Origin of the sequence: Halomonas sp. DQ26W (genome assembly GCF_003339685.1) — a bacterium.
Taxonomy (GTDB): Bacteria; Pseudomonadota; Gammaproteobacteria; order Pseudomonadales; family Halomonadaceae; genus Halomonas.
Map to the genome: position 1 here is coordinate 1 of NZ_QPKI01000023.1, position 23,642 is coordinate 23,642.

18 protein-coding genes and 1 CRISPR repeat array are annotated in these 23,642 nt (G+C 63.3%); of the genes, 8 read left to right on the plus strand and 10 right to left on the minus strand.

Annotated elements, in window-relative coordinates; all coding sequences use genetic code 11:
* Positions 1-173 precede the first annotated feature (173 nt).
* Positions 174-2,482: direct repeats of the CRISPR family, unit length 28 nt; unit sequence GTGCGCTGCCGCCCAGGCAGCTCAGAAA.
* A gap of 893 nt (positions 2,483-3,375) precedes the next feature.
* Positions 3,376-3,966: a DUF4202 domain-containing protein gene (locus tag DU490_RS12330; protein WP_114574591.1), complete on the plus strand. Its 591-nt coding sequence runs from the start codon at positions 3,376-3,378 to the stop codon at positions 3,964-3,966.
* A 60-nt stretch (positions 3,967-4,026) separates the two neighbouring features.
* On the opposite strand, the gene DU490_RS12335 is transcribed toward DU490_RS12330, so the two are convergent.
* Positions 4,027-5,106, minus strand: a complete 1,080-nt coding sequence (locus DU490_RS12335; RefSeq protein WP_114574592.1) for a C45 family peptidase — start codon at positions 5,104-5,106, stop codon at positions 4,027-4,029.
* Positions 5,103-5,381 (minus strand): hypothetical protein, encoded by a 279-nt coding sequence (locus DU490_RS12340; RefSeq protein WP_181870035.1) that lies wholly within the window; start codon positions 5,379-5,381, stop codon positions 5,103-5,105. The genes DU490_RS12335 and DU490_RS12340 overlap by 4 nt, the downstream gene beginning before the upstream one ends.
* Before the next feature lie 236 nt (positions 5,382-5,617).
* On the opposite strand from DU490_RS12340, the gene DU490_RS12345 reads away from it, so the two are divergent.
* Positions 5,618-6,823, plus strand: a complete 1,206-nt coding sequence (locus DU490_RS12345) for an ABC transporter substrate-binding protein (protein WP_114574593.1) — start codon at positions 5,618-5,620, stop codon at positions 6,821-6,823.
* A gap of 65 nt (positions 6,824-6,888) precedes the next feature.
* On the opposite strand, the gene DU490_RS12350 is transcribed toward DU490_RS12345, so the two are convergent.
* From DU490_RS12350 to typA, 7 genes are all read right to left on the minus strand, one after another.
* A complete protein-coding gene (locus tag DU490_RS12350; RefSeq protein WP_114574594.1) occupies positions 6,889-8,196 on the minus strand; it encodes a branched-chain amino acid ABC transporter permease in 1,308 nt (435 codons plus the stop codon).
* Positions 8,196-9,200: a branched-chain amino acid ABC transporter permease gene (locus DU490_RS12355; RefSeq protein ID WP_114574595.1), complete on the minus strand. Its 1,005-nt coding sequence runs from the start codon at positions 9,198-9,200 to the stop codon at positions 8,196-8,198. Before DU490_RS12355 ends, DU490_RS12350 begins: the two co-directional genes overlap by 1 nt.
* A 22-nt stretch (positions 9,201-9,222) precedes the next feature.
* Positions 9,223-9,927 (minus strand): ABC transporter ATP-binding protein, encoded by a 705-nt coding sequence (locus tag DU490_RS12360; protein WP_114574596.1) that lies wholly within the window; start codon positions 9,925-9,927, stop codon positions 9,223-9,225.
* Positions 9,928-10,014: 87 nt separating this feature from the next.
* Complete coding sequence (locus DU490_RS12365) at positions 10,015-10,785, minus strand: ABC transporter ATP-binding protein (protein WP_114574597.1); 771 nt, start codon at positions 10,783-10,785, stop codon at positions 10,015-10,017.
* A gap of 136 nt (positions 10,786-10,921) precedes the next feature.
* Entirely contained in the window at positions 10,922-12,367 is a 1,446-nt protein-coding gene (locus DU490_RS12370) for a sodium-dependent transporter (RefSeq protein WP_114574598.1), read from the minus strand.
* A 173-nt stretch (positions 12,368-12,540) separates the two neighbouring features.
* Entirely contained in the window at positions 12,541-12,867 is a 327-nt protein-coding gene (locus tag DU490_RS12375) for a hypothetical protein (protein WP_114574599.1), read from the minus strand.
* Between the two features lie 170 nt (positions 12,868-13,037).
* Complete coding sequence (typA, locus tag DU490_RS12380) at positions 13,038-14,885, minus strand: translational GTPase TypA (RefSeq protein ID WP_114574600.1); 1,848 nt, start codon at positions 14,883-14,885, stop codon at positions 13,038-13,040.
* 368 nt (positions 14,886-15,253) lie between these two features.
* On the opposite strand from typA, the gene DU490_RS12385 reads away from it, so the two are divergent.
* From DU490_RS12385 to DU490_RS12410, 6 genes are all read left to right on the plus strand, one after another.
* Positions 15,254-15,793 carry a hypothetical protein gene (locus DU490_RS12385; protein WP_114574601.1) on the plus strand — a complete coding sequence of 180 codons (540 nt, stop codon included), beginning with the start codon at positions 15,254-15,256 and terminating at the stop codon, positions 15,791-15,793.
* Between the two features lie 434 nt (positions 15,794-16,227).
* Entirely contained in the window at positions 16,228-17,634 is a 1,407-nt protein-coding gene (gene glnA / locus DU490_RS12390) for a glutamate--ammonia ligase (protein WP_114574602.1), read from the plus strand.
* A 242-nt stretch (positions 17,635-17,876) separates the two neighbouring features.
* Entirely contained in the window at positions 17,877-18,422 is a 546-nt protein-coding gene (locus DU490_RS12395) for a DUF4124 domain-containing protein (protein ID WP_114574603.1), read from the plus strand.
* A 280-nt stretch (positions 18,423-18,702) separates the two neighbouring features.
* The gene (glnL, locus tag DU490_RS12400; RefSeq protein WP_114574604.1) at positions 18,703-19,749 is read left to right on the plus strand and encodes a nitrogen regulation protein NR(II); all 1,047 of its coding nucleotides are present in this window, start codon (positions 18,703-18,705) and stop codon (positions 19,747-19,749) included.
* A complete protein-coding gene (ntrC, locus tag DU490_RS12405) occupies positions 19,742-21,151 on the plus strand; it encodes a nitrogen regulation protein NR(I) (RefSeq protein WP_114574605.1) in 1,410 nt (469 codons plus the stop codon). The genes glnL and ntrC overlap by 8 nt, the downstream gene beginning before the upstream one ends.
* A 101-nt stretch (positions 21,152-21,252) precedes the next feature.
* On the plus strand, positions 21,253-22,587 hold the full coding sequence (locus DU490_RS12410) for a deoxyguanosinetriphosphate triphosphohydrolase (RefSeq protein ID WP_114574606.1): 1,335 nt from the start codon (positions 21,253-21,255) through the stop codon (positions 22,585-22,587).
* Positions 22,588-22,666: 79 nt separating this feature from the next.
* Here the strand turns inward: DU490_RS12410 and DU490_RS12415 are convergent, their stop codons facing one another.
* Positions 22,667-23,581 carry a nuclease-related domain-containing protein gene (locus DU490_RS12415; RefSeq protein WP_114574607.1) on the minus strand — a complete coding sequence of 305 codons (915 nt, stop codon included), beginning with the start codon at positions 23,579-23,581 and terminating at the stop codon, positions 22,667-22,669.
* Positions 23,582-23,642: the final 61 nt, after the last annotated feature.

The following is a 23,642-nucleotide window of genomic DNA, read 5'->3' on the forward strand; positions in this document are numbered from 1 at the left end:
CGTGGATTCCGGGGAAGACGCCGAAATCGGTCACGATGAAACGGAATGGGCGGTCACGATGGCCCGGAACAGGCGGTCACGATAGAACGGAACGGTCGGTCACGATGACCCGGAATACGCACCGCCCAGGCAGCTCAGAAAATGTCCAGCTTGCCGTACACCCTGCACACCAAGTGCGCTGCCGCCCAGGCAGCTCAGAAATCACCACAGTGTCACCAAAATCATGGATAACCAGTGCGCTGCCGCCCAGGCAGCTCAGAAATCCACATAATGGCCCCAACCAGCGCAGAACGGGTGCGCTGCCGCCCAGGCAGCTCAGAAATTGATAGCGGGCATGGCGCTGCGGGAGAGCTTGTGCGCTGCCGCCCAGGCAGCTCAGAAAAGGGCAAGCGCTGTGCGGTGTTCTGTGTGAGCGTGCGCTGCCGCCCAGGCAGCTCAGAAACAGGAGCCACCCCATGGCACGCAGCTATGTAAGTGCGCTGCCGCCCAGGCAGCTCAGAAAATGATGCTGGCATAGAGATGGAGGATGCGAGAGTGCGCTGCCGCCCAGGCAGCTCAGAAAGCGATGGACGCGGTGGTAGATGGTGGTCATTGGTGCGCTGCCGCCCAGGCAGCTCAGAAAAACCAGTTGATCACCATGCCGGTCGCCATCAGGTGCGCTGCCGCCCAGGCAGCTCAGAAAATGACAGCGCGGATGAGGCGGGCGCATCGCTGGTGCGCTGCCGCCCAGGCAGCTCAGAAAAGGGGCTAGACGATGCGTAAGTGGTTCGCCATGTGCGCTGCCGCCCAGGCAGCTCAGAAAAGGCCAGCAAGCCGGCTGCCGACCACCCGTGGGTGCGCTGCCGCCCAGGCAGCTCAGAAATGCACAATATGCGCATGAGTGGGAGGTCGTTAGTGCGCTGCCGCCCAGGCAGCTCAGAAAAGCACGCCGTGCGCGCTGACCCCGCTGGGGCTGTGCGCTGCCGCCCAGGCAGCTCAGAAAGTTCGCGGCTAGCGGCAGGCAGGTCGCTTGAAGTGCGCTGCCGCCCAGGCAGCTCAGAAAGCCTATGTCGCGCGAACAGTGCGGAAGGATGAGTGCGCTGCCGCCCAGGCAGCTCAGAAATGCCGGTACGCAAGAAGCGGAGGGCAGAGACAGTGCGCTGCCGCCCAGGCAGCTCAGAAATACGACCTGGGCGCCAAGCCCGAACCATCCGAGTGCGCTGCCGCCCAGGCAGCTCAGAAAAGCTCCACAACCCGCTCCGCCAGCATATCTCTGTGCGCTGCCGCCCAGGCAGCTCAGAAAACGACACCAGCCACGTCGATGCGCTGATGACCGTGCGCTGCCGCCCAGGCAGCTCAGAAATACGACCTGGGCGCCAAGCCCGAACCATCCGAGTGCGCTGCCGCCCAGGCAGCTCAGAAAGCCACCCTGCCGTAGCAGGTTGACCATCTCAGGTGCGCTGCCGCCCAGGCAGCTCAGAAAATGAAGCGCGGCGTGGCCATGCAGGCGGCTAAGTGCGCTGCCGCCCAGGCAGCTCAGAAAAAGCTGGCCCGCCAGCTAGACAGCACCATCGGGTGCGCTGCCGCCCAGGCAGCTCAGAAAGATGAGCCCACCAGCTACGGCGCTCAGCTTGAGTGCGCTGCCGCCCAGGCAGCTCAGAAACAAGGACGCATCATAAGCTCCTGGGTATAGTAGTGCGCTGCCGCCCAGGCAGCTCAGAAATCGCGTGCTTTGTTTTGCGCTTTGCTGATACGGTGCGCTGCCGCCCAGGCAGCTCAGAAATTCAAGACCTTCGCTGCCGACGACCTGGTGGTGTGCGCTGCCGCCCAGGCAGCTCAGAAACTTGCCGCCGTTGCCCGCCTGCCTGGCGTTATGTGCGCTGCCGCCCAGGCAGCTCAGAAAACTCGCCACGCGGCAGGGCGGGCAAGAAAAACGTGCGCTGCCGCCCAGGCAGCTCAGAAAATTAGAACTGCTCCTCATCTTGCGGTGTGTCTGTGCGCTGCCGCCCAGGCAGCTCAGAAAGCCGTGCGCATCGGTGATGAGGTCATCCGCTAGTGCGCTGCCGCCCAGGCAGCTCAGAAACACCAAGACGGTCACGGCCTTCCAGTCGGGGCGTGCGCTGCCGCCCAGGCAGCTCAGAAAAGGTCCTCCAGCACATTCTCGACGCCCAGGATGTGCGCTGCCGCCCAGGCAGCTCAGAAAACCTCCATCGAGCGGTAGCGGAATGCGCCCGTGTGCGCTGCCGCCCAGGCAGCTCAGAAAGGGAGATCCAAGCATCAGTAGATTCGGGCTGCGTGCGCTGCCGCCCAGGCAGCTCAGAAAGGATTGTTGACGCGCTGATGCCGCTCTCTCGGGTGCGCTGCCGCCCAGGCAGCTCAGAAAGTGGCGCGGCTCCGAGGTAATCGGGCATCACGGTGCGCTGCCGCCCAGGCAGCTCAGAAAACGGTAATGAGGGATTCCGGCGTCTCGATCCCGTGCGCTGCCGCCCAGGCAGCTCAGAAAGCAAGGCCTGGCAACACCGCGGTCGCGAGCTAAAGCTACCTCCAACAACGTTCTTTTCTTATGTAGATGGAAGGCGGCCAGGGGCGTTCCGTTTACGCGCCGTGTCATGGCCGTGGGGTGCGGCGGTGGGGAGCGTTGCTGTTGGTGTTCTTCGCCAGGTCGGGCAACACCGGGGTCGCGAGCTGAAGCTACCTCCAACAGCGTACCTTTCTTATGTAGATGGTAGGCGGCAGGGGCGTTCCGTTTACGGGCCGTGTCATGGCCGTGGGGTGCGTCGGTGAGGAGCGCTGCTGTTGGTGTTCATCGCCAGGCTTGGCAACACCGCGGTCGCGAGCTAAAGCTACCTCCAACAACGTTCTTTTCTTATGTAGATGGAAGGCGGCAGGGGCGTTCTGTTTACGCGCCGTGTCATGGCCGTGGGGTGCGGCGGTGGGGAGCGCTGCTGTTGGTGTTCTCTCCAAGGTTGGCAACACCGCGGTCGCGAGCTAAAGCTACCTCCAACAACGTTCTTTTCTTATGTAGATGGAAGGCGGCAGGGGCGTTCTGTTTACGCGCCGTGTCATGGCCGTGGGGTGCGTCGGTGAGGAGCGTTGCTGTTGGTGTTCTTCGCCAGGTCGGGCAACACCGCGGTCGCGAGCTAAAGCTACCTCCAACAGCGTACTTTTCTTATGTGGATGGAAGGCGGCCAGGGGCGTTCCGTTTATGCGCCGTGTCATGGCCGTGGGGTGCGGCGGTGGTGATTGCCGGCGTTGGCGTTCATCGCCAGGTTTGGCAACACCGCGGTCGCGAGCTGAAGCTACCTCCTGCAGCGGTTTTTTCTTATGTCGTTGAGTCGTTTGTGTGGTGTTGGGTTGCGGTATGCTGGTGCGACAACAGCTTGGGAGGGTTTTGCTATGACCGATCAAACCGCTTTTCAGCAGGCGATGGCGGCTCTCGATGCCTTGCATGCGGAGGATCCTCGCCGGGTGGAGGTCGAGGGGGAGTCGCTGCCGATGGAGCTGTGGCATGCGGGGCGCATGAGTGCTTGGCTGGAGCGGGTGGCGCCGGCGGCGGATGAGCTGACGCAGCTGGCGGTGCGTTCGCAGCATATGCAGCGCTGGCAGGTGCCGCGCAGCGAGTATCCGGAGGGCCGGGTGGGGTATCTGACCTGGCGGCGTGACCAGGCCAAGCGGGCCGGCGAGACCACGGCGCGGGTGATGGAGGCGTGCGGCTATTCGCCGGAGGATGCGGCGCGGGTGGCGCAGATGATCCGCAAGCAGGGCCTAGGCCGCGACGAGGGCACCCAGGCGGTGGAGGATTGTGCCTGCCTGGTGTTCCTGGAGAACTACTTCGCCGACTTCTCGAAGCAGGTCGACCACGATCACCTGATTCGCATCGTGCAGATGACCTGGAAGAAGATGTCGCCAAAGGCCCATGAACTGGCGCTCGAGTTGCCGATGACCGACAAGGCGCGGGGGCTGGTGGAGGAAGCCCTGGCGGGCTAGGCGGGATTGAGCCGAGTGCAGGTGGTGCTCTTCCAGGGATGGTGAGGTGCGTCAGGACGGTTAGCGCTGACTCGGCCGGCCCAGGGTCACCGTGAGGCTGTCTTGGGTTTCGCACGGCTTCCCGTGGCGCAGGGTCAGGCGGCGTTCGCCCAGCTCCATGACCACGGCGAACAGGGTTTCCATGCGTTCGTCGGGGGGCTGGTCGGGGTTGAAGTGGCGACAAATCGACAGCGGGGCGTTGTGGTGGTCGCTGAGGATGTCGAACAGGGTGGCTTCGTCCACCTCGCTGTCGGTGGCCAGTTCGTCGTGCAGCAGGGTATCGAGCCGCTGCAGCCGGGGCTGCGAGTCGATGCGGGGGAAGTCCTGGACCTGGCAGCCGGCGGCGTAGAGGTGGTTGGTGTGGGTGACGATGCCGTCCTGCGGCGTGAGCCGGCCGGGCTCGCCGGGCTGCACCTCCAGGCCCATGGCCCGGCCGTCGCCAGCGGCGAGCAGGAAGTGGGCCGGTGAGCAAACCCGGTCGTTACGGGCCACGTCCAGGGCGCTCTCCCAGTCGGGGCATTCCAGTATCTTGCGCAGCGCCACGTGGATCGGCAGTCCGTCGCCGCAGGTCTGCGAGCGGATGGCGTTGAGGCATACGCCGATACCGTTGGCGTTCATGCCCACCTTGCCGACCATGCCCGCTTCGCCGACGCTGACCAGCGGCACGCTGCCGGTACCGTCGATATGCAGGACCACCACGTTGTGCAACTGATCGGTGCGCCAGTCCCAGTTCTGGGCCAGCCACTGGCGGCCCTGACGCTGCAGCGAGAAGGCCGAGCAGCCGCCGCTGGCGCGGGTCAGTGCGATCTCGCTGCGGCAGTTGAGGGTGAGGATGTCGGTGACGTCGACCCCGGCGCCTTCGGCGATGCCTGCCATCTCCTCTAGGATGGCGGGAAAACCCCGCTCGATCATGGCCTGGAAGCGCACGGCTTCCTGGCGGGCCTCTTCCCAGCGGATGCCGACGAAGTCGTGGAATAGCTGTGCGTATACCGCCAGGCTGTGTTGAATAAGCCGGGTATGAATGCGGCCATGCGCCGCGCCGATGTCATGCCGGTTGCCGGACAACCGGGTCACCGCCAGGGTGTGGGTGGGCTCGGTCACAGCACTTCCTCGAGCAGATCCAGGAAGGCCGACCAGGAGTGCTCGTCGGCGCGCTGGCGTTCGTAGTCGTCCAGGCCGTTCCAGTCATGAATGATCAGCACCGCGCCGCGGGATTCGCCGTCGGCGGTGGCGAGATAGCCTTCGAAGCTTTTGTTGTCGACCTCGTAGACGATATCGCTGCCGGACGGGGTAAAAGCGTGGGCGCTGGTGGCAAGGCCAAGACTGACCAGTAGGGGCAGGCTGCCTGCCAGGCGGGGAGAGGTTGCGGGCCGCATGGGGTTGCTCCTGTCGCTTGGGCGTGGTTCGGACCCTCAGTATAGGTGCCCCGGAGACGGCCAGGCGCCAACGTTGAATTTTTCCCCATCAGTCTGTCGGCGATTATTCCACGTGATCAGCGGGTTAGCGCTTCATTGATTGTCGCTAACGTTGGCAGTGGGGCTTGTGTTTTGGTGCCGATCCTTCCAGATTTAGGGGGTGCACTTTTTTCGCAACCAGAGTGAGAAGAACAACCATGAAAAAACGCGTTTTGGCGATGGCCGTCGCAGCATCCAGCCTGGCATTCGTCGGTGCGGCGCAGGCTGAAGTGAAGATCGGTTTTCTGGGGGGCTTCACCGGCCCGATCGAGAGCCTGACGCCACCGATCTTCGATGGTGCCCAGCTGGCGGTCCAGCAGATCAATGATCAGGGGGGCATCCTGGGCGGCCAGACGCTGGTCATGCCCAGTGCGGATACCACCTGTAGCGACGCTTCGGCGGCCTCCAATGCGGCGGACCGCATGGTCAACACCGAACAGGTCACCGCCATCGTGGGTGCGCTGTGTACCGGGGCGACCATTGCGGCGGCCAACAACGCCGGCATCCCCGGCGGCGTGGTGATGGTGTCGCCGGCCTCCACGGCTCCGGCGGTTTCCGAGTTGGACGACAACGACCTGGTCTTTCGTACCGTGCCGTCGGATGCCTTCCAGGGCGAGATCCTGGCCAAGCTGATGCTCGACAAGGGCTTCGATGAGGTTGCGGTCACCTACGTCAACAACGACTACGGTCGCGGCCTGGCCGACGCCTTCGTCGAGGCCTTCGAGGCCGGCGGCGGTTTTGTCGCCGAGAACCTGGCCCACGAGGACGGCCGCGCCGACTATCGCTCCGAGCTAGGCTCGCTCTCCGGCAGCGGTGCCGAGACGCTGGTAGTGCTGGCCTATGCCGACGGCTCCGGCCAGACCGTGCTGCGTCAGGCCTACGAGAGCGGTATGTTCACCCAGTACGCTGGCGCCGACGGCATGGTGGGTACGTCGCTGGTCGAGGCGGTGGGTGCCGATGTCCTAGAAGGCATGATCGCCACCCGCCCGGGCAGCCCGGACCTGCCGGGTACCGAGCTCTTCAACCAGGCCGCCGAGGAAGCGGGCTTCGACCCCAGCGCGGTCTTCGCCGCCCAGGCCTACGACGCCGCCTTCCTGCTGGCGCTGGCCATCGAGCAGAACGGCAGCGCCGAGCGTGAAGGGCTCTCCGCGGCGCTGCGCAGCGTCTCCAGCGAGCCCGGCGAAGTGATCCTGCCCGGCGAGTGGGAAAAGGCCGTTGAGCTGATCGCTGCCGGTACCGAGATCAACTACGAGGGCGCTTCCGGCCGGCATGAGTTCGACGAGGCCGGCGACGTGCCTGGTGTCGTGGTCGAAATGGTAGTGGAAGACGGCGCCTTCGTCAGCAAGGGGCAGGTCGACCTCTAAGACGGTAGCGCAATGCGGCAATAAATAGCCCCGGCGGGTTTATACCCCGCCGGGGCTTATTACTTCTAACCGTGGTGCTTGACCTTCTCTGGCAACAACCCCTTTGGCGCGAAGCGCAGCACCAGGGTGATCAACAGGCCGATCACCAGCACCCGGGCCTGCAGTGCCCGGCTGGAGAGATTGGCGGGAGGCTCCCAGCCGAAGGCGCCTTCGCCGAACATCACCGCCAGGTTCATCAGGAACAGCGCCAGCGGTTCCGACATCAGCCAGATGATATAGACCGCCACGGCGCCGAAAATGGTGCCCAGGTTATTGCCGGGGCCGCCGAGGATCACCATCACCAGCACCAGGAAGGTGTGGTTGAGCGGCAGGTAGCCCTGGGGGTCGAACAGGCTGTTGAACGTGGCCAGCGCACCGCCGCCGACGCCCATCAGAATGCAGCCCAGTACGAAGATCTCCAGGCGACGCTTGTTGATATCCTTGCCCATGGCCGCGGCGGAGACTTCGTTGTCGCGGATGGCGCGGATCATGCGGCCCCACGGTGCATGGTAAGCGCGGTGCAGCAGGAAGAAAATCACCGCGATCATCACCGCCGTCACCGACAGATAGATCGCACGAGAGAGAGTGAAGCCCAGTTCGGCAGGCCCAGGTGTGGGCCAGGGCAGCGGTGAGACGGTGGCGGTGCCGCGGGTCAGCCAGTCGGAGTTCTTGAGGAAGGCCTTGATGATCTCGGCGATGCCCAGGGTGGCGATGGCCAGGTAGTCGCTGCGCAGGCCCAGGCAGATGCGCCCGATGTAATAGCCGATGCCGCCGGCCAGCGCTCCGCCGACGATCCAGCCGGTCCAGGCCGGCAGACCCAGGCCGCCGACAAAGCCTGCCCGGGACTGAATTTCACTGGTGACCTCGCGCAGCATGCTGATGACGACCAGATAGAGCACCACTGCCAGGATCACGGCGAATACCGTACGCAGCGTTTTCGGCACACCGAGGCGGTCGAGCCGGGTGGCGCCGACCACGAGCACGATCGCGGCCACTATATAGAGCAGCACGCGGCCTAGCTCGCCGGGCAGTTCGCTGCCCCAGAAGTCGTCGTTGATCGGTACGCTGAAGAACATCGCGGAGAAACCGCCGATGGCGACGAAGCCCATGACGCCGGCATTGAATTGGCCGGCGTAGCCCCATTGGATGGTGAGGCCCAGGGCCAGGATGGCGTAGCAGGAGGCCTCTACCAGCATGCGGGTGCTGTAGGCGGTGCCCATGGCCATATAGACGCCCAGTACTGCCACCAGCAGGGCGCCGAATAGCACGACTTCGCGTACCGGAAAGCGGCTCTGTGACGTCGTCTCGGTCGGGGTGGGAGTGGGGTTGCTCATCAGATCACCTTACCCTTGAAGATGCCGGTGGGACGCCAAACCAGGATGGCCACCAGGATGAAGAAGGGCACCACGATCTTGTACTCGGTGCCGACGAAGGCGAGGTTACGGGGCAGTTCAAACCACTCCGGGAAGTAATGGGCGATGGGCCGCAGCAGCACCGCCCAGTTGAACACCGCCAGGGTCTCGGCGAAGCCAACCACGAAACCGCCGGCAATGGCGCCGTAGGGGTGGCCCACGCCGCCGACAATGGCCGCGGCGAAGATCGGCAGCAGCAGGAAGAAGCTGAGGTCGGGCTTGAAGGTCACGTCCAGCGACAGCAGGGTGCCGGCAATGGCCGCCAGGCCCCCAGCGATTACCCAGGTCACTGCCACGATGGTGTTGGTATTGATCCCCGAAGCGCGGGCCAGGTCCGGGTTGTCGGACATGGCACGCATCGCCTTGCCCAGCCGTGAGCGGTTGAGGAACAGGTGCAGCCCCACCACCGAGGCGATGGTTAGGATGAAGAGGATGACCTGCGGCTCGGTGATGATGACCGGGCGCGTGGCGAGTTCGAAGGGCAAGTCCAGCCGGTAGATCTCCTTGCGCTCGGCAATATACAGGCTCTGGGCACTGGTGCCGGCGAACAGGCGGATCAACCCCTGCAGAATCATGGTGACGCCAAGCGATGCGATGACCAGCACGATGGGCTTGACCCCATGGGCACGCAGCGGCTTGTAGAACGCCTTGTCGATACCCACGGCCAGCAGCGCGGTGAGCGCCATGGCCAGCGGCAGCATGACCACTGCGGTGGGCAGGCCGACCACGGCACCGGCCCCCGGGAAGGCCATGGTCAGCAGCAGCACCATGAAGGCGCCGAAGGTCATCATGTCGGCGTGGGCGAAGTGGGCGAAGCGCATGATACTGAACACCAGCGTCACGCCGATGGCGCCGATGGCGTAGATCGAGCCGGTCACGCTGCCGGCGATCACCACGTTGTTGATGAAGAAAACCAGTTCATTCACGTCATTATTCTCCAGGTACTGGCTAGCCGCCGAGGAAGCTCTTGGCGACTTCCGGGTCGGCTAGCAGCGCTGCGCCGGTATCGGTGAAACGATTCTGGCCGGCGGCCAGCACAAAGCCCTTGTCGGCGATAGCGAGTGCCTGCTTGGCGTTCTGCTCCACCATCAAGATGCCCACACCCGCGGCATTGATCTCTTTCACCCGTTCGAAGATCTCGTTCATGTAGAGCGGGGAGAGGCCGGCGGTGGGTTCGTCGAGCAGCAGCACATCGGGTTCTGCCATCAGCGCCCGGCCCATGGCCACCATCTGGCGTTGGCCGCCGGAGAGCTCGCCGGCGGGCTGATGGCGCTTTTCATGGAGCGGCGGAAAGAAGCCGTAGACCTTGTCGAGCATGCGCTTGACGTTGTTAGGCTTGAGGAAGGCCCCCATCTCCAGGTTTTCCTTGACCGTGAGGCTGGGGAAGACATTCTTCTCCTGAGGGATGAACCCCATGCCCTTCTGTACCAACTTATTGGGAGGCAGGTTATGGATCGGCTCGCCGCGCAGCAGGATCTCGCCCTGGTTGACGGTGAGCAGGCCGAATATGGCCTTGAGCATGGTCGACTTGCCGGCGCCGTTGGGGCCGACGATCACACCGATCTCGTTGGCCTCGATGGTCATGTTCACCCCGTTGAGGATGTTCATGCCGCCGTAGCCGCCGTGCACATCGCGTGCTTCGAGTAGTGGCATCTTGGATTCTCTGCGCTAGTCGTTACTGTTCTTCTCTTGACCCGTCTGGGCAGGGCAGTGGTTCAGGCGCCGCTGGTGTCGGCGCCATCAGGCGACGTTGGAACCAAAGTAGGCCTCGATCACCTGTGGGTTGTTCTGGATTTCTTCGATGGTGCCTTTAACCATCACGCTGCCCTGGGCGAGCACGATCACCGGGTCGCAGAGCCGGGCGATCATGTCCATGTCGTGCTCGATGACCAGGAAGGTGTAGCCCATCTCGCGGTTGAGGCGCTCGATATTGGTCACCAGGTCGCCGAGCAGGGTGCGGTTGACCCCGGCGGCGATCTCGTCGAGCAGCACGACTCGGGCATTGGTCATCATGGTGCGGCCGAGCTCGAGGAGCTTCTTCTGGCCTCCAGAGAGGTTGCCGGCCAGCTCGTTGCGTACGTGGTGCAGGCCGACGAAGTCGATCACCTCCAGGGCACGGCGGCGCACCTCGGCTTCTTCGCTGCGCACCATTCCGGGCTTCAGCCAGGCGCTGAAGAGGCTTTCGCCGGCTTGGCGCGGTGGCACCATCATCAGATTCTCCAGTGCGGTCATCTGGGAGAACTCGTGGGCGATCTGGAAGGTGCGCAGCAGCCCCTTGTGGAACAGTTCGTTGGCCGGACGGTTGGTGATGTCCTCGCCATCTAGCAGGACCTGGCCGCTGTCCAGCGGCAGGGCGCCGGCAATGATATTGAACAGGGTGGACTTGCCGGCCCCGTTGGGGCCGATCAGCCCGGTGATGGAGCCTTCCTCCACCTGGATGGAGCAGTCGTTGATGACCTTCAGGCCACCGAAGGCCTTGTTGACGTGCCTGACGTCGATGATGGCTGGCATGTTGGTTCCGCCCAGTTTTTCCGGAGTCCGATGGCTCCCGGAGTCTTGTTATGGTGCACCGCAGTACCTGTCGGTACCTCCTTGCGGTGACACACTGGATTGTGAGGCCGCCGCACGGGGGCGGCGGCGGCCTGCGTTACGACTCCTGGTTGCTGCTGACCAGGAAGGTGCGTCCGGCAGCAAAGGCGCCGACGATCACCAGGGCGCCCACGGTGGGAATCAGGTAGCCCTCGATCTGCGGAATGCTGCGCAGGAAGACGAAGGCCACTGCTGCTGGCGCCACGAAGCGCACCAGGAAGCGCCAGATAGTGAACCATGTCTCGCTGGTGCGCATCTCCTTCATGACCTCGGAGTGGGTCAATGCCCAGCCGGTAAAAAGCGCGATCAGCAGCCCGCCCAGCGGCATGAAGATATTGGTCAGCAGTTCGATGAAGTCGAAGGCGCTGCGGCCGAACAGGGTGTGGAAGATCGTACCCTCGGCGTAGATATTGAAGCTCACCACGGTGAGTAGCCCCAGGGCCCAGCTTGCCGTCACCATGCCGAACACCGCCTGGGGGCGGGTCAGGTCGAAGCGCTCCACCAGGAAGGCGGCCACTGGCTCGATCAACGAAATCGAGGAACTGACCGCCGCGCCCAGCACGAGAATGAAAAAGACCCCGCCGACCAGGGCGCCGAACGGCATCTCGGCGAACGCCAGTGGCAGTGACACGAACATCAGCCCGGGGCCGGCGGCGGCATCGAGGCCGGCGCCGAACACCAGCGAGAAGATGGCAAGGCCGGCAATCATGGCCACGGCGGTATCGACGATGGCGATGGCAAAGGCGGTGCGGGTCAGCGACACCTCGCTGGACATGTAGGCGCCATAGGCCATGATCGCGCCCATGCCGAGGCTCAGGGTGAAGAACGACTGCCCCATCGCCTGTAGCCAGCCTTCGAGGCTCAGGGCGCCGATATCGAAGGTGAACAGGAAGCCGACCGCTGCGCCGAAGTCGCCATTGGCGATTCCGTAGCCAAGCACCACCAGCAGGATCACAAACAGCGACGGCATCATGATGCGCAAGCCGTTTTCAAGGCCCTTGTGGATACCCATGCCGACAATCAGCCCAGAGGCAATGATGAACAGGGTGTGATAGAGGGTGAGCAGCCCTGGGGAGGCAAGCAATGCGTCGAAACTGGCACCGATGGTATCGGCGTCGGCACCGGCCAGCGAGCCGGTAAACATCTGTCCGGTATAGTGAAATGCCCAGCCGGCGATGACCGAATAGAAGCTCAGGATCAGGAAGGCCGAGGCCGCTCCCAGCCAGCCGATGCACTCCCAGGCCCGCGAAGTGTTGTGCGTTCGGGTCAGGTGACGCATTCCCATGATGGGGCTGCGGCGGCTGGCCCGGCCGAGCATGGTCTCGCCGATCAGGATAGGTATGCCGACGGCGAAGATGGTCAGCGCATAAACGAGGATGAAAGCCCCGCCGCCGTTCTCGCCGGCTAGGTAGGGAAAGCGCCACAGGTTGCCGAGACCTACTGCCGAGCCGACCGCAGCCAGCAGAAAGGTGCCCTTGTGTGTCCAGACGTTGTGCGTGCTCATTGAGGTTCCGAGGATCGGGTCAGGGCCTTGTGGGCCGTCTATGGTTGCCGCCCGTGACCGTACCGGTAGATGGGATCCAAGCGGCGCGTACACTGTGCGACAGAACCCAGGGTTCTGGCCAGTGGTGTTGCGTTAAGGTTACGTTGGGGGCGACTGATGACGGGCGCCATCGATCATGTAGGGTCATCGTCTTCATCGTCCTTGTCACCGCCGGTGGGTTCGAAGGCACGGCTTGCATCTGGCAGCCGCACGATATCGCCCTTGGCCAGCTTGCCGGCAAGCTGGCGCCGCTTGCCGGTGCCGGGGTTGATCAGTGCCACCACCTCACCGATGCTGGTACTGTCGACGTAGGCGTCGACCCGAATGCGCACCACTACGCCTTGGTAGCGGGCCGAGAGAATGTCGCCCGGACCGGGATCGGAGTATCCGATGGGGTTCTTTTCGTAGTGGCGCATGACACTGTCGGCACCGGGGTCGTCCCATTCCACGTGTTTGTGCATGATCGTTTCTCCTTGGGTGGTGTTTTTCTCCAAGGGTAGCCATGGCAGTGGAGAAGCACAGCACTCTAAGCAAATCACCTGTGAGATGCCATAACGACTGACACGTCGTTCGCACCATACGACGACACCCGCCGATAAGGGCGGGTGTTGTTTGCCTGGAGCAGTACAGCTTACTTCTTGGCGCGCTTGCGCTCGTTTTCCTTGAGGAACTTCTTGCGCAGGCGGATATGGTTGGGCGTGATCTCGACCAGTTCGTCGGAGTCGAGGAACTCGATGGCCTGCTCGAGCGAGAACTTCACCGGCGGGGTCAGGACAATGTTCTCGTCATTGCCGGTGGAGCGCATGTTGTCGAGCTTCTTGCCCTTGGTGGGGTTGACCACCATGTCGCTGGCGCGGTTGTTGATGCCGACCAGCATGCCCTCGTAGACCTCGGTGGCGTGGTCGATGATCAGCTTGCCACGCTCCTGCAGGGCATAGAGCGCGTAGGCCAGGGCCTTGCCGTCGACCATGGAGACCAGCACGCCATTGCGCCGCTCGATGGAGGCATCGGGCTTCAGCGGGCCGTAGTGGTCGAAACGGCTGGTGAGGATGCCGGTGCCCGAGGTCAGGGTCAGGAACTGGCCGCGAAAGCCGATCAGGCCGCGGGCCGGGATCATGAAGTCCAGGCGCACACGGCCCTTGCCGTCGGGGTTCATGTTGGTCAGCTCGCCCTTGCGGTAGCCAAGCTCCTCCATGACGGCGCCCTGGTGCTGCTCCTCGCAGTCGATGATCACCTCTTCGTACGGCTCCTGCTTGACGCCGTCGATCTCCTTGATGATCACCTCGGGGCGGCCAACTGCCAGCTCGAAGCCCTCGCGACGCATGGTCTCGATCAGCACCGAGAGGTGCAGCTCGCCGCGACCGGAGACCTTGAATTTCTCGGGGGTCTCGCCCAGCTCGACGCGCAGCGCCACGTTGTGGATCAGCTCCTGGTCGAGACGCTCCTTGATGTTGCGGCTGGTGACGTACTTGCCGTCACGGCCGGCGAAGGGCGAGTCGTTGACCTGGAAGGTCATGGAGACCGTGGGCTCGTCCACCGACAGCGGCGGCAGGGCTTCGACGGTGGCCTGGTCGCACAGGGTGTCGGAGATCGACAGGTTGTCGATGCCGGTGATGCAGACGATATCGCCGGCATCGGCCTGCTCGGTCTGTACGCGCTCCAGGCCCATGTGGGTCATCACCTGGCCGATCTTGCCTTTGCGGGTGGTGCCGTCGGTGCTGATCACGGTGATCTGCTGGTTGGGACGCACGCTGCCGCGCTTGATGCGCCCCAGGCCGATGACGCCGACATAGCTGTTGTAGTCGAGCGCCGAGATCTGCATCTGGAATGGGCCGTCGAGCTCGACCTTGGGCGGTTCGACGATGTCGACGATGGACTGCAGCATCGGCGTCATGTCGTCAGCCAGTTCTTCCGGGTCCAGGCCGGCGATGCCGTTGAGCGCCGAGCAGTAGATAATCGGGAAGTCGAGCTGCTCATCGGTGGCGCCAAGGTTGTCGAACAGGTCGAAGATCTGGTCAATGACCCAGTCGGGACGCGCGCCGGGGCGGTCGATCTTGTTGACCACCACGATCGGCTTGAGGCCCTGGGCGAAGGCCTTCTGGGTCACGAAGCGGGTCTGGGGCATGGGGCCGTCGACAGCATCCACCAGCAGCAGCACCGAGTCGACCATGGACATGACGCGCTCGACCTCGCCACCGAAGTCGGCGTGTCCTGGCGTGTCCACGATATTGATGTGGTAGACCTGGTCGGCATCGGGTGCCTGCCAGCGAATTGCGGTGTTCTTGGCCAGGATGGTGATGCCGCGTTCCTTTTCCTGGTCGTTGGAATCCATGACGCGCTCTTGCCCCTCGGCCTTGCGGTCCAGCGTGCCGGACTGGCTGAGGAGCTTGTCGACCAGGGTGGTTTTGCCATGGTCGACGTGGGCAATAATGGCGATATTACGAAGGCTCTCGATCTGAGAGGGAACGGCTGTGCTCATAGGTTGTGGCTCGTCATCATCTACGCACCTATGTACACATATGAAAAAGTACCCTAGGCGCGGGGGTAGGGAGAGTGGAGGCGCATTGTACAGACTAGGAAGGTAGGCGAATAGCAGAACCTCAGCATTGCGCCGTGGTTGTAGGCGCTTCTCAGCTTGCTGCAGGGCCGAGACCTCCTTGCGGGTGATTCCGCGCTGCCTGTTCTGCTGGTGTCCAGCGGATGAAATTAGCAAGATCGGTGCGATAAAAACCAGTCTGGCTACTTTTCGATGCTTTTGTACACTCTAAGCATACGTTTATTGACAATATTTTTCTTTCCGCGCCCGGCAAGTTCGTACCTACGCTTGTCGTCAAGGAGACGGCGGCCATGTATGCGAGCAGTATTGTTTTCGATGCCCGCTCGTTCGGCGCCCAGCTACCACGCCATCTCGCCGCACTGCATCGTGTCATGCGCTACGGGGAGGGGAAGCATGAGTTGCTGGTGGTCGACGATACCGGCGATCGGCGCTTGCCAGGGCTGGCCTGTCGTTTCGGCGTCACCCTGGTGTCCTGTCGTTCTCACCCGCTGGGGGAGCGTCTCAACATTGCCGTGGCAGCCAGTCAGGGTGAATTGCTGCTCTTTCCCGGCCTGGCTCTGGACGGCTTCCACCGATGGCTGGCTAGCCAGTTCGCCGGCCTGGGCCGGCAGGAGTGGGATGCCGTGGTATTGCGGGCGCGACGGGAGAGCGTACTGTTGCGGCTGTTGAGTCGGCTGCACCGCACATCGCCTACCGACACCTTCTGTGTGACACACCGCTGGTTCGAGCGTATCGGCGGATTTGATCCCGCGCTGGAGCAAAGCGCCCTGCCCGAGCTGATCGAGCGGCTGCAAGCTTGCCAGGCTCGAGTATCGATAGAGAGCGCCTGAGCCCCCTCTCGCTGGACATGGCAGCGCTCACCGGGAGGCGGGCGCTGAGACAGGTTATCTGGCTCGAAACCAGGAGCAGCACGGGCAGAAGTAAGGTTTGCATTCATATAGTGCAAAAAGCGGCAAGTGAGCGCTATTTTGGTGCAAGAATGGCGCGTGCCGTCATTTCTGATGGCTCGACTTACATATCTGGTGCAAGAAAGGACGGGCGAGAGTGGGAAAAAACATCAATAAAACAATGCATTAAAAAAATATGGCTTGTGATGGTGCAATGTTGGCATGCAGCCTGCATTGGATTGCCCAGCTCCCATGCCCGTGCATGGTGATCGTGGGCACCAAGCTCACAGCGTGCTACAACATGCGTTGGGCCGAAACCAGCGCCAGTGGATCATCAGCCAACGAATCGAGCCATATTCGCTCTAATGGAGGACATAATGTCTGCCAAGACTCTCGCCCTGATCGAAGAAAACGACGTGAAGTGGGTTGACCTGCGCTTCACCGATACTATAGGCAAGGAGCAGCACGTCACCATTCCCGCGCGTGACGTGGACGACGAATTTTTCGAGAACGGCCAGATGTTCGATGGCTCCTCCATCTCCGGCTGGAAAGGCATCAACGAGTCGGACATGATTCTGCGTCCGGAAGACGGCACTGCCTTCCTTGATCCGTTCACCGAAGATGCCACCATCGTGCTGCGCTGCGATATCATCGAGCCCGCCACCATGCAGGGCTACGAGCGAGACCCGCGCTCCATCGCCAAGCGCGCGGAAGCCTACTTGCAGTCCAGCGGCCTAGGCGACACCGCTTTCTTTGGTCCGGAGCCGGAATTCTTCATCTTCGACGAGGTCCACTGGAAGACCGATATCGAAGGGGCTATGTACAAGATTTCCTCGGAAGAGGGTGCCTGGTCCACCGACCGTCAGGTCGAGGGCGGCAACCTGGCACACCGTCCGCGGGTCAAGGGCGGCTACTTCCCGGTACCCCCGGTGGACAGCTTCCACGACATCCGTGGTGCCATGTGCAATACCCTGGAAGCGATCGGCCAGACCGTCGAAGTGCATCACCACGAGGTGGCCAACGCCGGCCAGAACGAGATCGGCGTCAAGTTCAACACCCTGGTGAAGAAGGCCGATGAGCTTCAGGAGATGAAGTACGTCGTGCACAACGTGGCTCACGCCTATGGCAAGACCGCGACCTTCATGCCCAAGCCGCTGGTTGGCGATAACGGCTCCGGCATGCACGTGCACCAGTCCTTCTGGAAGGATGGCGTTAACCAGTTCGCAGGCGACCAGTACGCCGGGCTGTCCGAGATGGCGATCTACTACATCGGCGGTATCATCAAGCACGCCCGTGCTCTGAACGCCTTCACCAACGCCTCGACCAACTCCTACAAGCGTCTGGTGCCGGGTTTCGAGGCGCCGGTGATGTTGGCCTATAGCGCTCGCAACCGCTCCGCTTCCATCCGTATTCCCTATACCGCCAGCCCCAAGGGCAAGCGCGTCGAGCTTCGCTTCCCGGACCCGACCGCCAACCCCTACCTGTGCTTCGCGGCGATGCTGATGGCCGGTATCGATGGCATCAAGAACAAGATCCATCCCGGTGATGCCATGGACAAGAACCTGTACGACTTGCCGCCGGAAGAGGGCAAGTCCGTACCCACCGTGGCCAATAGCCTGGATCAGGCGCTGGAAGCGCTGGATGCCGATCGTGCCTTCCTCACGGAAGGTGGTGTCTTCACCGACGACATGATCGATGCCTACATCGAACTGAAGATGGAAGACGTGGAGCGTATCCGCATGAGTACGCACCCGGTCGAGTTCGACATGTACTACAGCTGCTGAGGCACGCCGAGCCGCCCGACCCGTATCACTGGGTCGGGCCGCCCGGGGCGACTCGGGCGCGCTAGTGTCAGGCAGTCGTGTCAGGCAAGCGTGTCGGGAATCGTGTTCTGCAATCACAGGGGCTCCGTCTTGGCGGAGCCCCTTTTTGTCGTACACTTGAACCAATGGCTTGGCTTGATACGACAGGCCGCTGACCGTGACGCCCAAACGATGCGGGGCGCCGACGAAGGAGACCGATCCTCATGAAGAAGGCGCTTTTGACTATGGTTGGGCTGTTGATCGCGACGTCGGCCTTGGCGACGACTATCTATCGCACCGTCGACTCCCAGGGTAACGTGATCTTCACCGACAGCCCGGACGGGGGCGGCGAACCGGTTGAGCTGACACCGCTCACCGTAGTGCCGTCCCGAGGTCTTTCGGGTCAGGCAGAGCCGCCCCGCGTGGAGGGCCGCACGCCGCGTCTCAGCGAGTCCCTGGGCCAGCCGTTCATGCCTTACGATGCCTTTCGTATCGTTTCGCCAGCACATGGCGCCGATCTGGCTGCCAGCTATGCGGGAAACGTGCAGGTCGAAATTGCCATCGAGCCTGGGCTACGGCCCGACCACCGGGTCCGGCTGCTGGTCGATGGCCGGGTGAGCCAGACTGCGATGCACTCCACTACCTTCATGCTTACCGATCTCGATCGTGGCCAGTATGTGATCCAGGCCGAGCTGCTGGACGCCAGCGGGGAGATTCGCCATCGCACCCAGCCGGTGACCCTCCATATTCAGCGCACCCCTGTCGGCTGAGGTAGTAACGGCCACTTGGCTCGCCTGTTTTTTTCGTCCATCTGTGCTCCATGAGAGGTCGTTTGCCGGTGACGCCTTGGTAGACACTCCGCCTGCGCACCATAATGGTGCGCGACATGACTGCCACAATGCCCTGAAGCGGCGCCAAAGCGCGTCTTTCAAACTTGGCGCGTTTCTTGCTTCAGCAATGGTTAGCTATGCTGGTCACGAAAACTGCTGTCGTCGCGGCCGTTTCACGGGATGCGCGAAACGGGTGCAGGTTCACACCAAGGGAAGGCCAATGTACCGACGCCTGATGGAACATCTCACCACCGCGGTGCTGCTGTTGGACGATGAGCTACGGCTGAGTTGGATGAACCCGGCCGCCGAAGCGCTGCTGGCGGTCAGTCTGGGGCGTGTGAAAGGTATGCGCCTGTCGGCGTTGGTCGCCGAGGATGACGGAATGAGTGCAGTGCTGGCCAAGTCCCGCGATGACGGTCATCCCTTCACCCAGCGGGAGGTGAGGCTATCCCTCGTCACCGGTGCGGCGATCACCGTCGACTATACCGTCACGCCGCTCTCGTCGGAGGAGCTGCTGGTCGAAATGGAACCCCGAGACCGTCTGCTGCGTATCTCGCGGGAGGAGGCGCTGCTCAACCGCCAGGAGGCGATCAAGGTGCTGTCGCGCGGGCTGGCCCATGAGGTGAAGAATCCGCTGGGCGGTATTCGCGGCGCCGCCCAGTTGTTGGAGCGTGACCTCGATGATCCTGATCTGGCCGAGTTCACCCGTATCATCATCGAGGAGGTGGACCGCCTGCGCGACCTGGTCGACAGCATGCTGGGGCCCAACAAGCTGGTACGCCATGAGCCGCTCAATATCCATAAAGTGCTGGAGCGAGTACGCGCACTGCTGATTGCCGAGACTCCCGGGGTGCAGGTGGCGCGTGATTACGATCCCAGTCTGCCGGACTTCCCGGGTGATGAGGCGCAGATGATCCAGGCCGTTCTCAACGTGGCACGTAACGCCGTGGAGGCCATGGCCGAGGCAGGAATCGGCCAGCCGCACTTGCTGATGAGAACTCGGGCACGGCGCCAGTTCACGCTGGGTGCCGAACGACACCGCCTGGTCTGTGAGGTGGCGCTGATCGATAACGGTCCCGGTGTCCCAGAAAGTCTGCAGGAGACGCTCTTCTATCCCATGGTATCCGGCCGTGCCGAGGGCAGTGGACTGGGATTGTCCATTGCCCAAGGCATCCTGCATCAACATCAGGGTTTGATCGAATGCGAATCCCGCCCTGGCCATACCGAATTCCGCTTGCTTATTCCCCTGGAGAGGCGCCATGACTGATGTCGCACGTGTCGCTGTCGTCGATGACGATCGCGCCATTCGCTGGGTGCTGGAGCGCGCCCTGGCTCAGCCCGACCTCGACGTCGAATGTATCGAGCGGGCCGACCTGGCGCTCAGCCGACTGCTGGACGACCCGCCGGATGTGTTGGTCACCGATATCCGCATGCCGGGTATCGATGGCCTGGACCTGATGTCACGGGTGCGGGACGTGCACCCCGACCTGCCGGTCATCGTGATGACCGCGCATTCCGACCTGGACAGCGCCGTCGCCTCCTATCAGGGCGGGGCCTTCGAATACCTGCCCAAACCCTTCGACGTCGATGAGGCGCTGGCGCTGGTGCGTCGTGCCGTGGCCCATGCGCGGGAGCGCAAGCGGCCGGTCAGCGTGCCGGAAGGGCTGGACGCCGAGATCATCGGCGAGGCGCCGGCCATGCAGGAGGTGTTTCGTGCCATCGGCCGGCTGTCGCACTCCCACATCACGGTGCTGATCAATGGTGAGTCGGGAACCGGCAAGGAGCGCGTGGCCCGCGCCCTGCATCAGCATAGCCCGCGGGCTGGCAAGCCGTTCATCGCGCTGAACATGGCGGCAATCCCCCGCGACCTCATCGAGTCCGAGCTATTTGGGCATGAGAAAGGCGCCTTCACCGGGGCCACCGCCCAGCGCCAGGGACGCTTCGAGCAGGCCGATGGCGGCACCCTGTTTCTCGACGAAATTGGCGATATGCCCGCCGAGACCCAGACCCGACTGCTACGGGTACTGGCTGATGGCGAATTCTATCGGGTCGGCGGTCACACCCCGGTGAAGGTGGATGTGCGTATCATTGCCGCGACCCACCAGAATCTCGAGACCCTGGTTGAGGATGGGCGCTTCCGCGAGGACCTTTTCCATCGCCTCAACGTGATTCGTGTACATCTGCCGAAGCTGGCCGAGCGGCGTGAGGACATCCCGCGGCTGGCGAGTCACTTCCTCGCCGAGGCGGCCAAGGAGCTGACTAGCGATGTCAAGGTGCTTACCAAAGATGCCGAGACACACCTGACCCGGTTGCCGTGGCCCGGCAATGTGCGTCAACTCGAGAACACTTGCCGCTGGTTGACGGTGATGGCATCCGGTCGCGAGGTGCTGGTCGAGGACCTGCCGCCGGAGCTGCGTGAGCCGGACGCGGCGGAGAGCGGCAACGGCGATTGGCGAATCGCGTTTCGCGACTGGGCCGACCGGGCCCTGGCCGCCGGCCATACCCACTTGCTGGAAGAAGCGGTGCCCGATTTCGAGAAGATCCTGATCGAGACCGCTCTGAAGCATACCGGTGGCCGCAAGGGCGAGGCCGCCGAGCTGCTCGGCTGGGGGCGCAACACACTGACCCGCAAGCTCAAGACGCTGTTGCCGGCCCTGGCGGAGGACTGAGCACGCTCGGCGGCTAGCCTGTTTGACAAGGGTAAAGGCCGAGCGTGGCCTTTACTGCTGCTGTGGTGCCAGAATGGAGGCTTCAAGGAGAGAGGTAGCCCATGACGCAGATGCACTGGCAGCGCTTGCTCGACCCGTCGCGACTCTACGGTGGCCGGGCCGGGCGTGACGAGATCGGCCGCAGCCCCTTCCACAAGGATCATGACCGGATCGTCTTCTCCGGCTCCTTTCGTCGCCTGGGACGCAAGACTCAGGTGCACCCCCTGACCGACAACGACCACATCCACACCCGGCTGACCCATTCGCTAGAGGTAGGCTGTGTGGGGCGCTCGCTGGGCATGATCGTCGGCGAGCTGTTGCGCGAGCGGCTGCCGGAGTGGATCACCCCGGCCGACATGGGCGTCATCGTGCAGGCGGCATGCCTGGGGCACGACATCGGCAACCCGCCCTTTGGCCATGCCGGCGAGTATGCCATCCGCGACTGGTTCAAGTGTGCCGAAGCCGATGGCAGTGGGCTGCTCAAGGGACTGACGGAGCCTGAGCGCGCCGACCTGCTCACCTACGAGGGCAATGCCCAAGGGTTCCGGGTGGTCACCCAGATCGAGTATAACCAGTTCGGTGGCGGTATGCGGCTGACCACGGCAACGCTGGGGACCCTGCTGAAGTACCCCTGGACCGTGGAACACGGCGGCAGTGCCGGCAAGTTCGGCAGCTATCAAAGCGAGAAGGCACTGCTGGCCGAAGTGGCTGACCGCCTGGGCCTGCTGCCCCGAGGCGAGGGACGCTGGTGTCGTCACCCGCTGGCCTGGCTGGTCGAGGCGGCAGACGACATCTGCTACGCTCTGCTCGACCTGGAAGACGGACTGGAGATGGGCATCCTGCGTTTCGATGAGGTGGCCGACGTGCTGTTGCAGATCGCCGGTGACGCCCCGCCGGATTACGCCGCCATGGAGCGCAGCGGCGTCTCCCAACGTCGTCGCATTGCCGCCCTGCGCGGCGCGGCCATGGAGCGAGCGGTCAACGACGTGGGGGCGGTCTTCGTCGACCATGAGACGGCGCTGCTAAACGGCACCCTGACCAGCGACCTGCTGGAGCTCTGCCATCCCGACCTGGGCTGGGGTGTGGCGGCGGCCAAGCAGCTGGCCCGCGAGCGTATCTTTCAGAACGAGCGCAAGGCCAAGCTGGAGATCGGCGCCTACACCACTCTGGGTATTCTGCTGGAAGCCTTCATTGGCGCGGCCCATGAGCTGCACTACACCGGCGAGTCGAGCTTCAAGCACCAGCGGGTGCTGGCGTTGGTCGGCGAGAACACGCCGCGCCCCTCCTGGTCGTTGTATGACAGTTATCGGCGCATGCTCGACTTCATCGGCGGCATGACCGACCACTACGCCGTTGACCTGGCCCAGGAAATGGGCGGTCGACTGCGGGGGGACTGAACGATGTGAAGACCCACCTGGACCGCGGCCGCTTGGTCTTTGGCTAGCCATCGCCGCCTTCGATCGAGCCGCGACCAGTTTAGATGGAGGGGGCATTCAGCGGCGTGTTCTTCTCCAGTTCGGCGGCACGTTCGATAAGCGCCGCGATCACCTTGTCGTGCATGTCGTCATCGATATGCCCCAGCGTTTTCTCGCCCAGTTGCTGGGCCAGCGACTCGCCGCTCACCACCATCAGCCCCTCCGGCGTGCCGGCACAGATGATGTCCCAGCCGGGCAGGGTCAGCACCCCCAGGATGGGGACCGGTGCCCCGCAACGGCTCTCAAGCCACTCGCCCAACCAGCGAGTAGCGCGCAGGGTCTTTGTCAGGGGGCGCTGTTCGCTCCAGCCGGGGAAGCGGAGGCGCTTTGGCTCAACGGTCACCACATTGATCTCGCGCCCATCCGCCGTGAAGGGCCGGGTGCGGGCGCGGGTCTCGACGACGAAGACGCCGTGGGGTGTGACGGCCACATGGTCGATGGTATCGGTGTCGGTTGGCACGTCGTGGAAGACATAGTAGGGGTGCGCCTCGGGGTGGATCAGCCGCTCCAGCTCCTGGCCCACGGCTAGTTCGCAGGCTAGGCCCAGCTTGATGCGACGGATCAGCTGGAAGTCACGGATCAGCAGGAAGCAGTAGACCAGCACCAGTACGGTGCTGAGCGCGCCGTAGAGGGCCCATTCCAGCCAGTTCTGACGATTGGCAAAGAGCATGCGGCCCATGCCATAGACCAGCGGCGCTAGGGACAGGATCGGCCCCAGGGCGCCGTCCAGGAACAGGGCGGCGAAGGCGCGGTCGAGTCTGTCGCGCAGGGCCTGGCCGGGTTCCCTCAGGGGACGGGCGTTGAACGGTGAGCGCACCCGGGCATCGTGCAGGTTGCGCAGGGCGATCACGATCACCGCCATTGCCCCGAGGGGAAACAGGAAGATCAGAGGGAGCAGGTATTCTAGCCAGGCCATCGGGGGTCCGTCCTTGCCTGTTATAGTGACGTGAGCATGACATTCTAGACAACGTTCCACC

Coding starts and splice junctions, on each gene's coding strand:
- DU490_RS12340 (WP_181870035.1), bottom strand. CDS start 5,381: ATGCGGCCCGCAACCTCTCCCCGCCTGGCAGGCAGCCTGCCCCTACTG.
- DU490_RS12365 (WP_114574597.1), bottom strand. CDS start 10,785: ATGCCAGCCATCATCGACGTCAGGCACGTCAACAAGGCCTTCGGTGGC.
- DU490_RS12375 (WP_114574599.1), bottom strand. CDS start 12,867: ATGCACAAACACGTGGAATGGGACGACCCCGGTGCCGACAGTGTCATG.
- ntrC (WP_114574605.1), top strand. CDS start 19,742: ATGACTGATGTCGCACGTGTCGCTGTCGTCGATGACGATCGCGCCATT.
- DU490_RS12410 (WP_114574606.1), top strand. CDS start 21,253: ATGACGCAGATGCACTGGCAGCGCTTGCTCGACCCGTCGCGACTCTAC.
- DU490_RS12345 (WP_114574593.1), top strand. CDS start 5,618: ATGAAAAAACGCGTTTTGGCGATGGCCGTCGCAGCATCCAGCCTGGCA.
- DU490_RS12330 (WP_114574591.1), top strand. CDS start 3,376: ATGACCGATCAAACCGCTTTTCAGCAGGCGATGGCGGCTCTCGATGCC.
- glnA (WP_114574602.1), top strand. CDS start 16,228: ATGTCTGCCAAGACTCTCGCCCTGATCGAAGAAAACGACGTGAAGTGG.
- DU490_RS12385 (WP_114574601.1), top strand. CDS start 15,254: ATGTATGCGAGCAGTATTGTTTTCGATGCCCGCTCGTTCGGCGCCCAG.
- DU490_RS12360 (WP_114574596.1), bottom strand. CDS start 9,927: ATGCCACTACTCGAAGCACGCGATGTGCACGGCGGCTACGGCGGCATG.
- DU490_RS12395 (WP_114574603.1), top strand. CDS start 17,877: ATGAAGAAGGCGCTTTTGACTATGGTTGGGCTGTTGATCGCGACGTCG.
- DU490_RS12370 (WP_114574598.1), bottom strand. CDS start 12,367: ATGAGCACGCACAACGTCTGGACACACAAGGGCACCTTTCTGCTGGCT.
- typA (WP_114574600.1), bottom strand. CDS start 14,885: ATGAGCACAGCCGTTCCCTCTCAGATCGAGAGCCTTCGTAATATCGCC.
- glnL (WP_114574604.1), top strand. CDS start 18,703: ATGTACCGACGCCTGATGGAACATCTCACCACCGCGGTGCTGCTGTTG.
- DU490_RS12350 (WP_114574594.1), bottom strand. CDS start 8,196: ATGAGCAACCCCACTCCCACCCCGACCGAGACGACGTCACAGAGCCGC.
- DU490_RS12415 (WP_114574607.1), bottom strand. CDS start 23,581: ATGGCCTGGCTAGAATACCTGCTCCCTCTGATCTTCCTGTTTCCCCTC.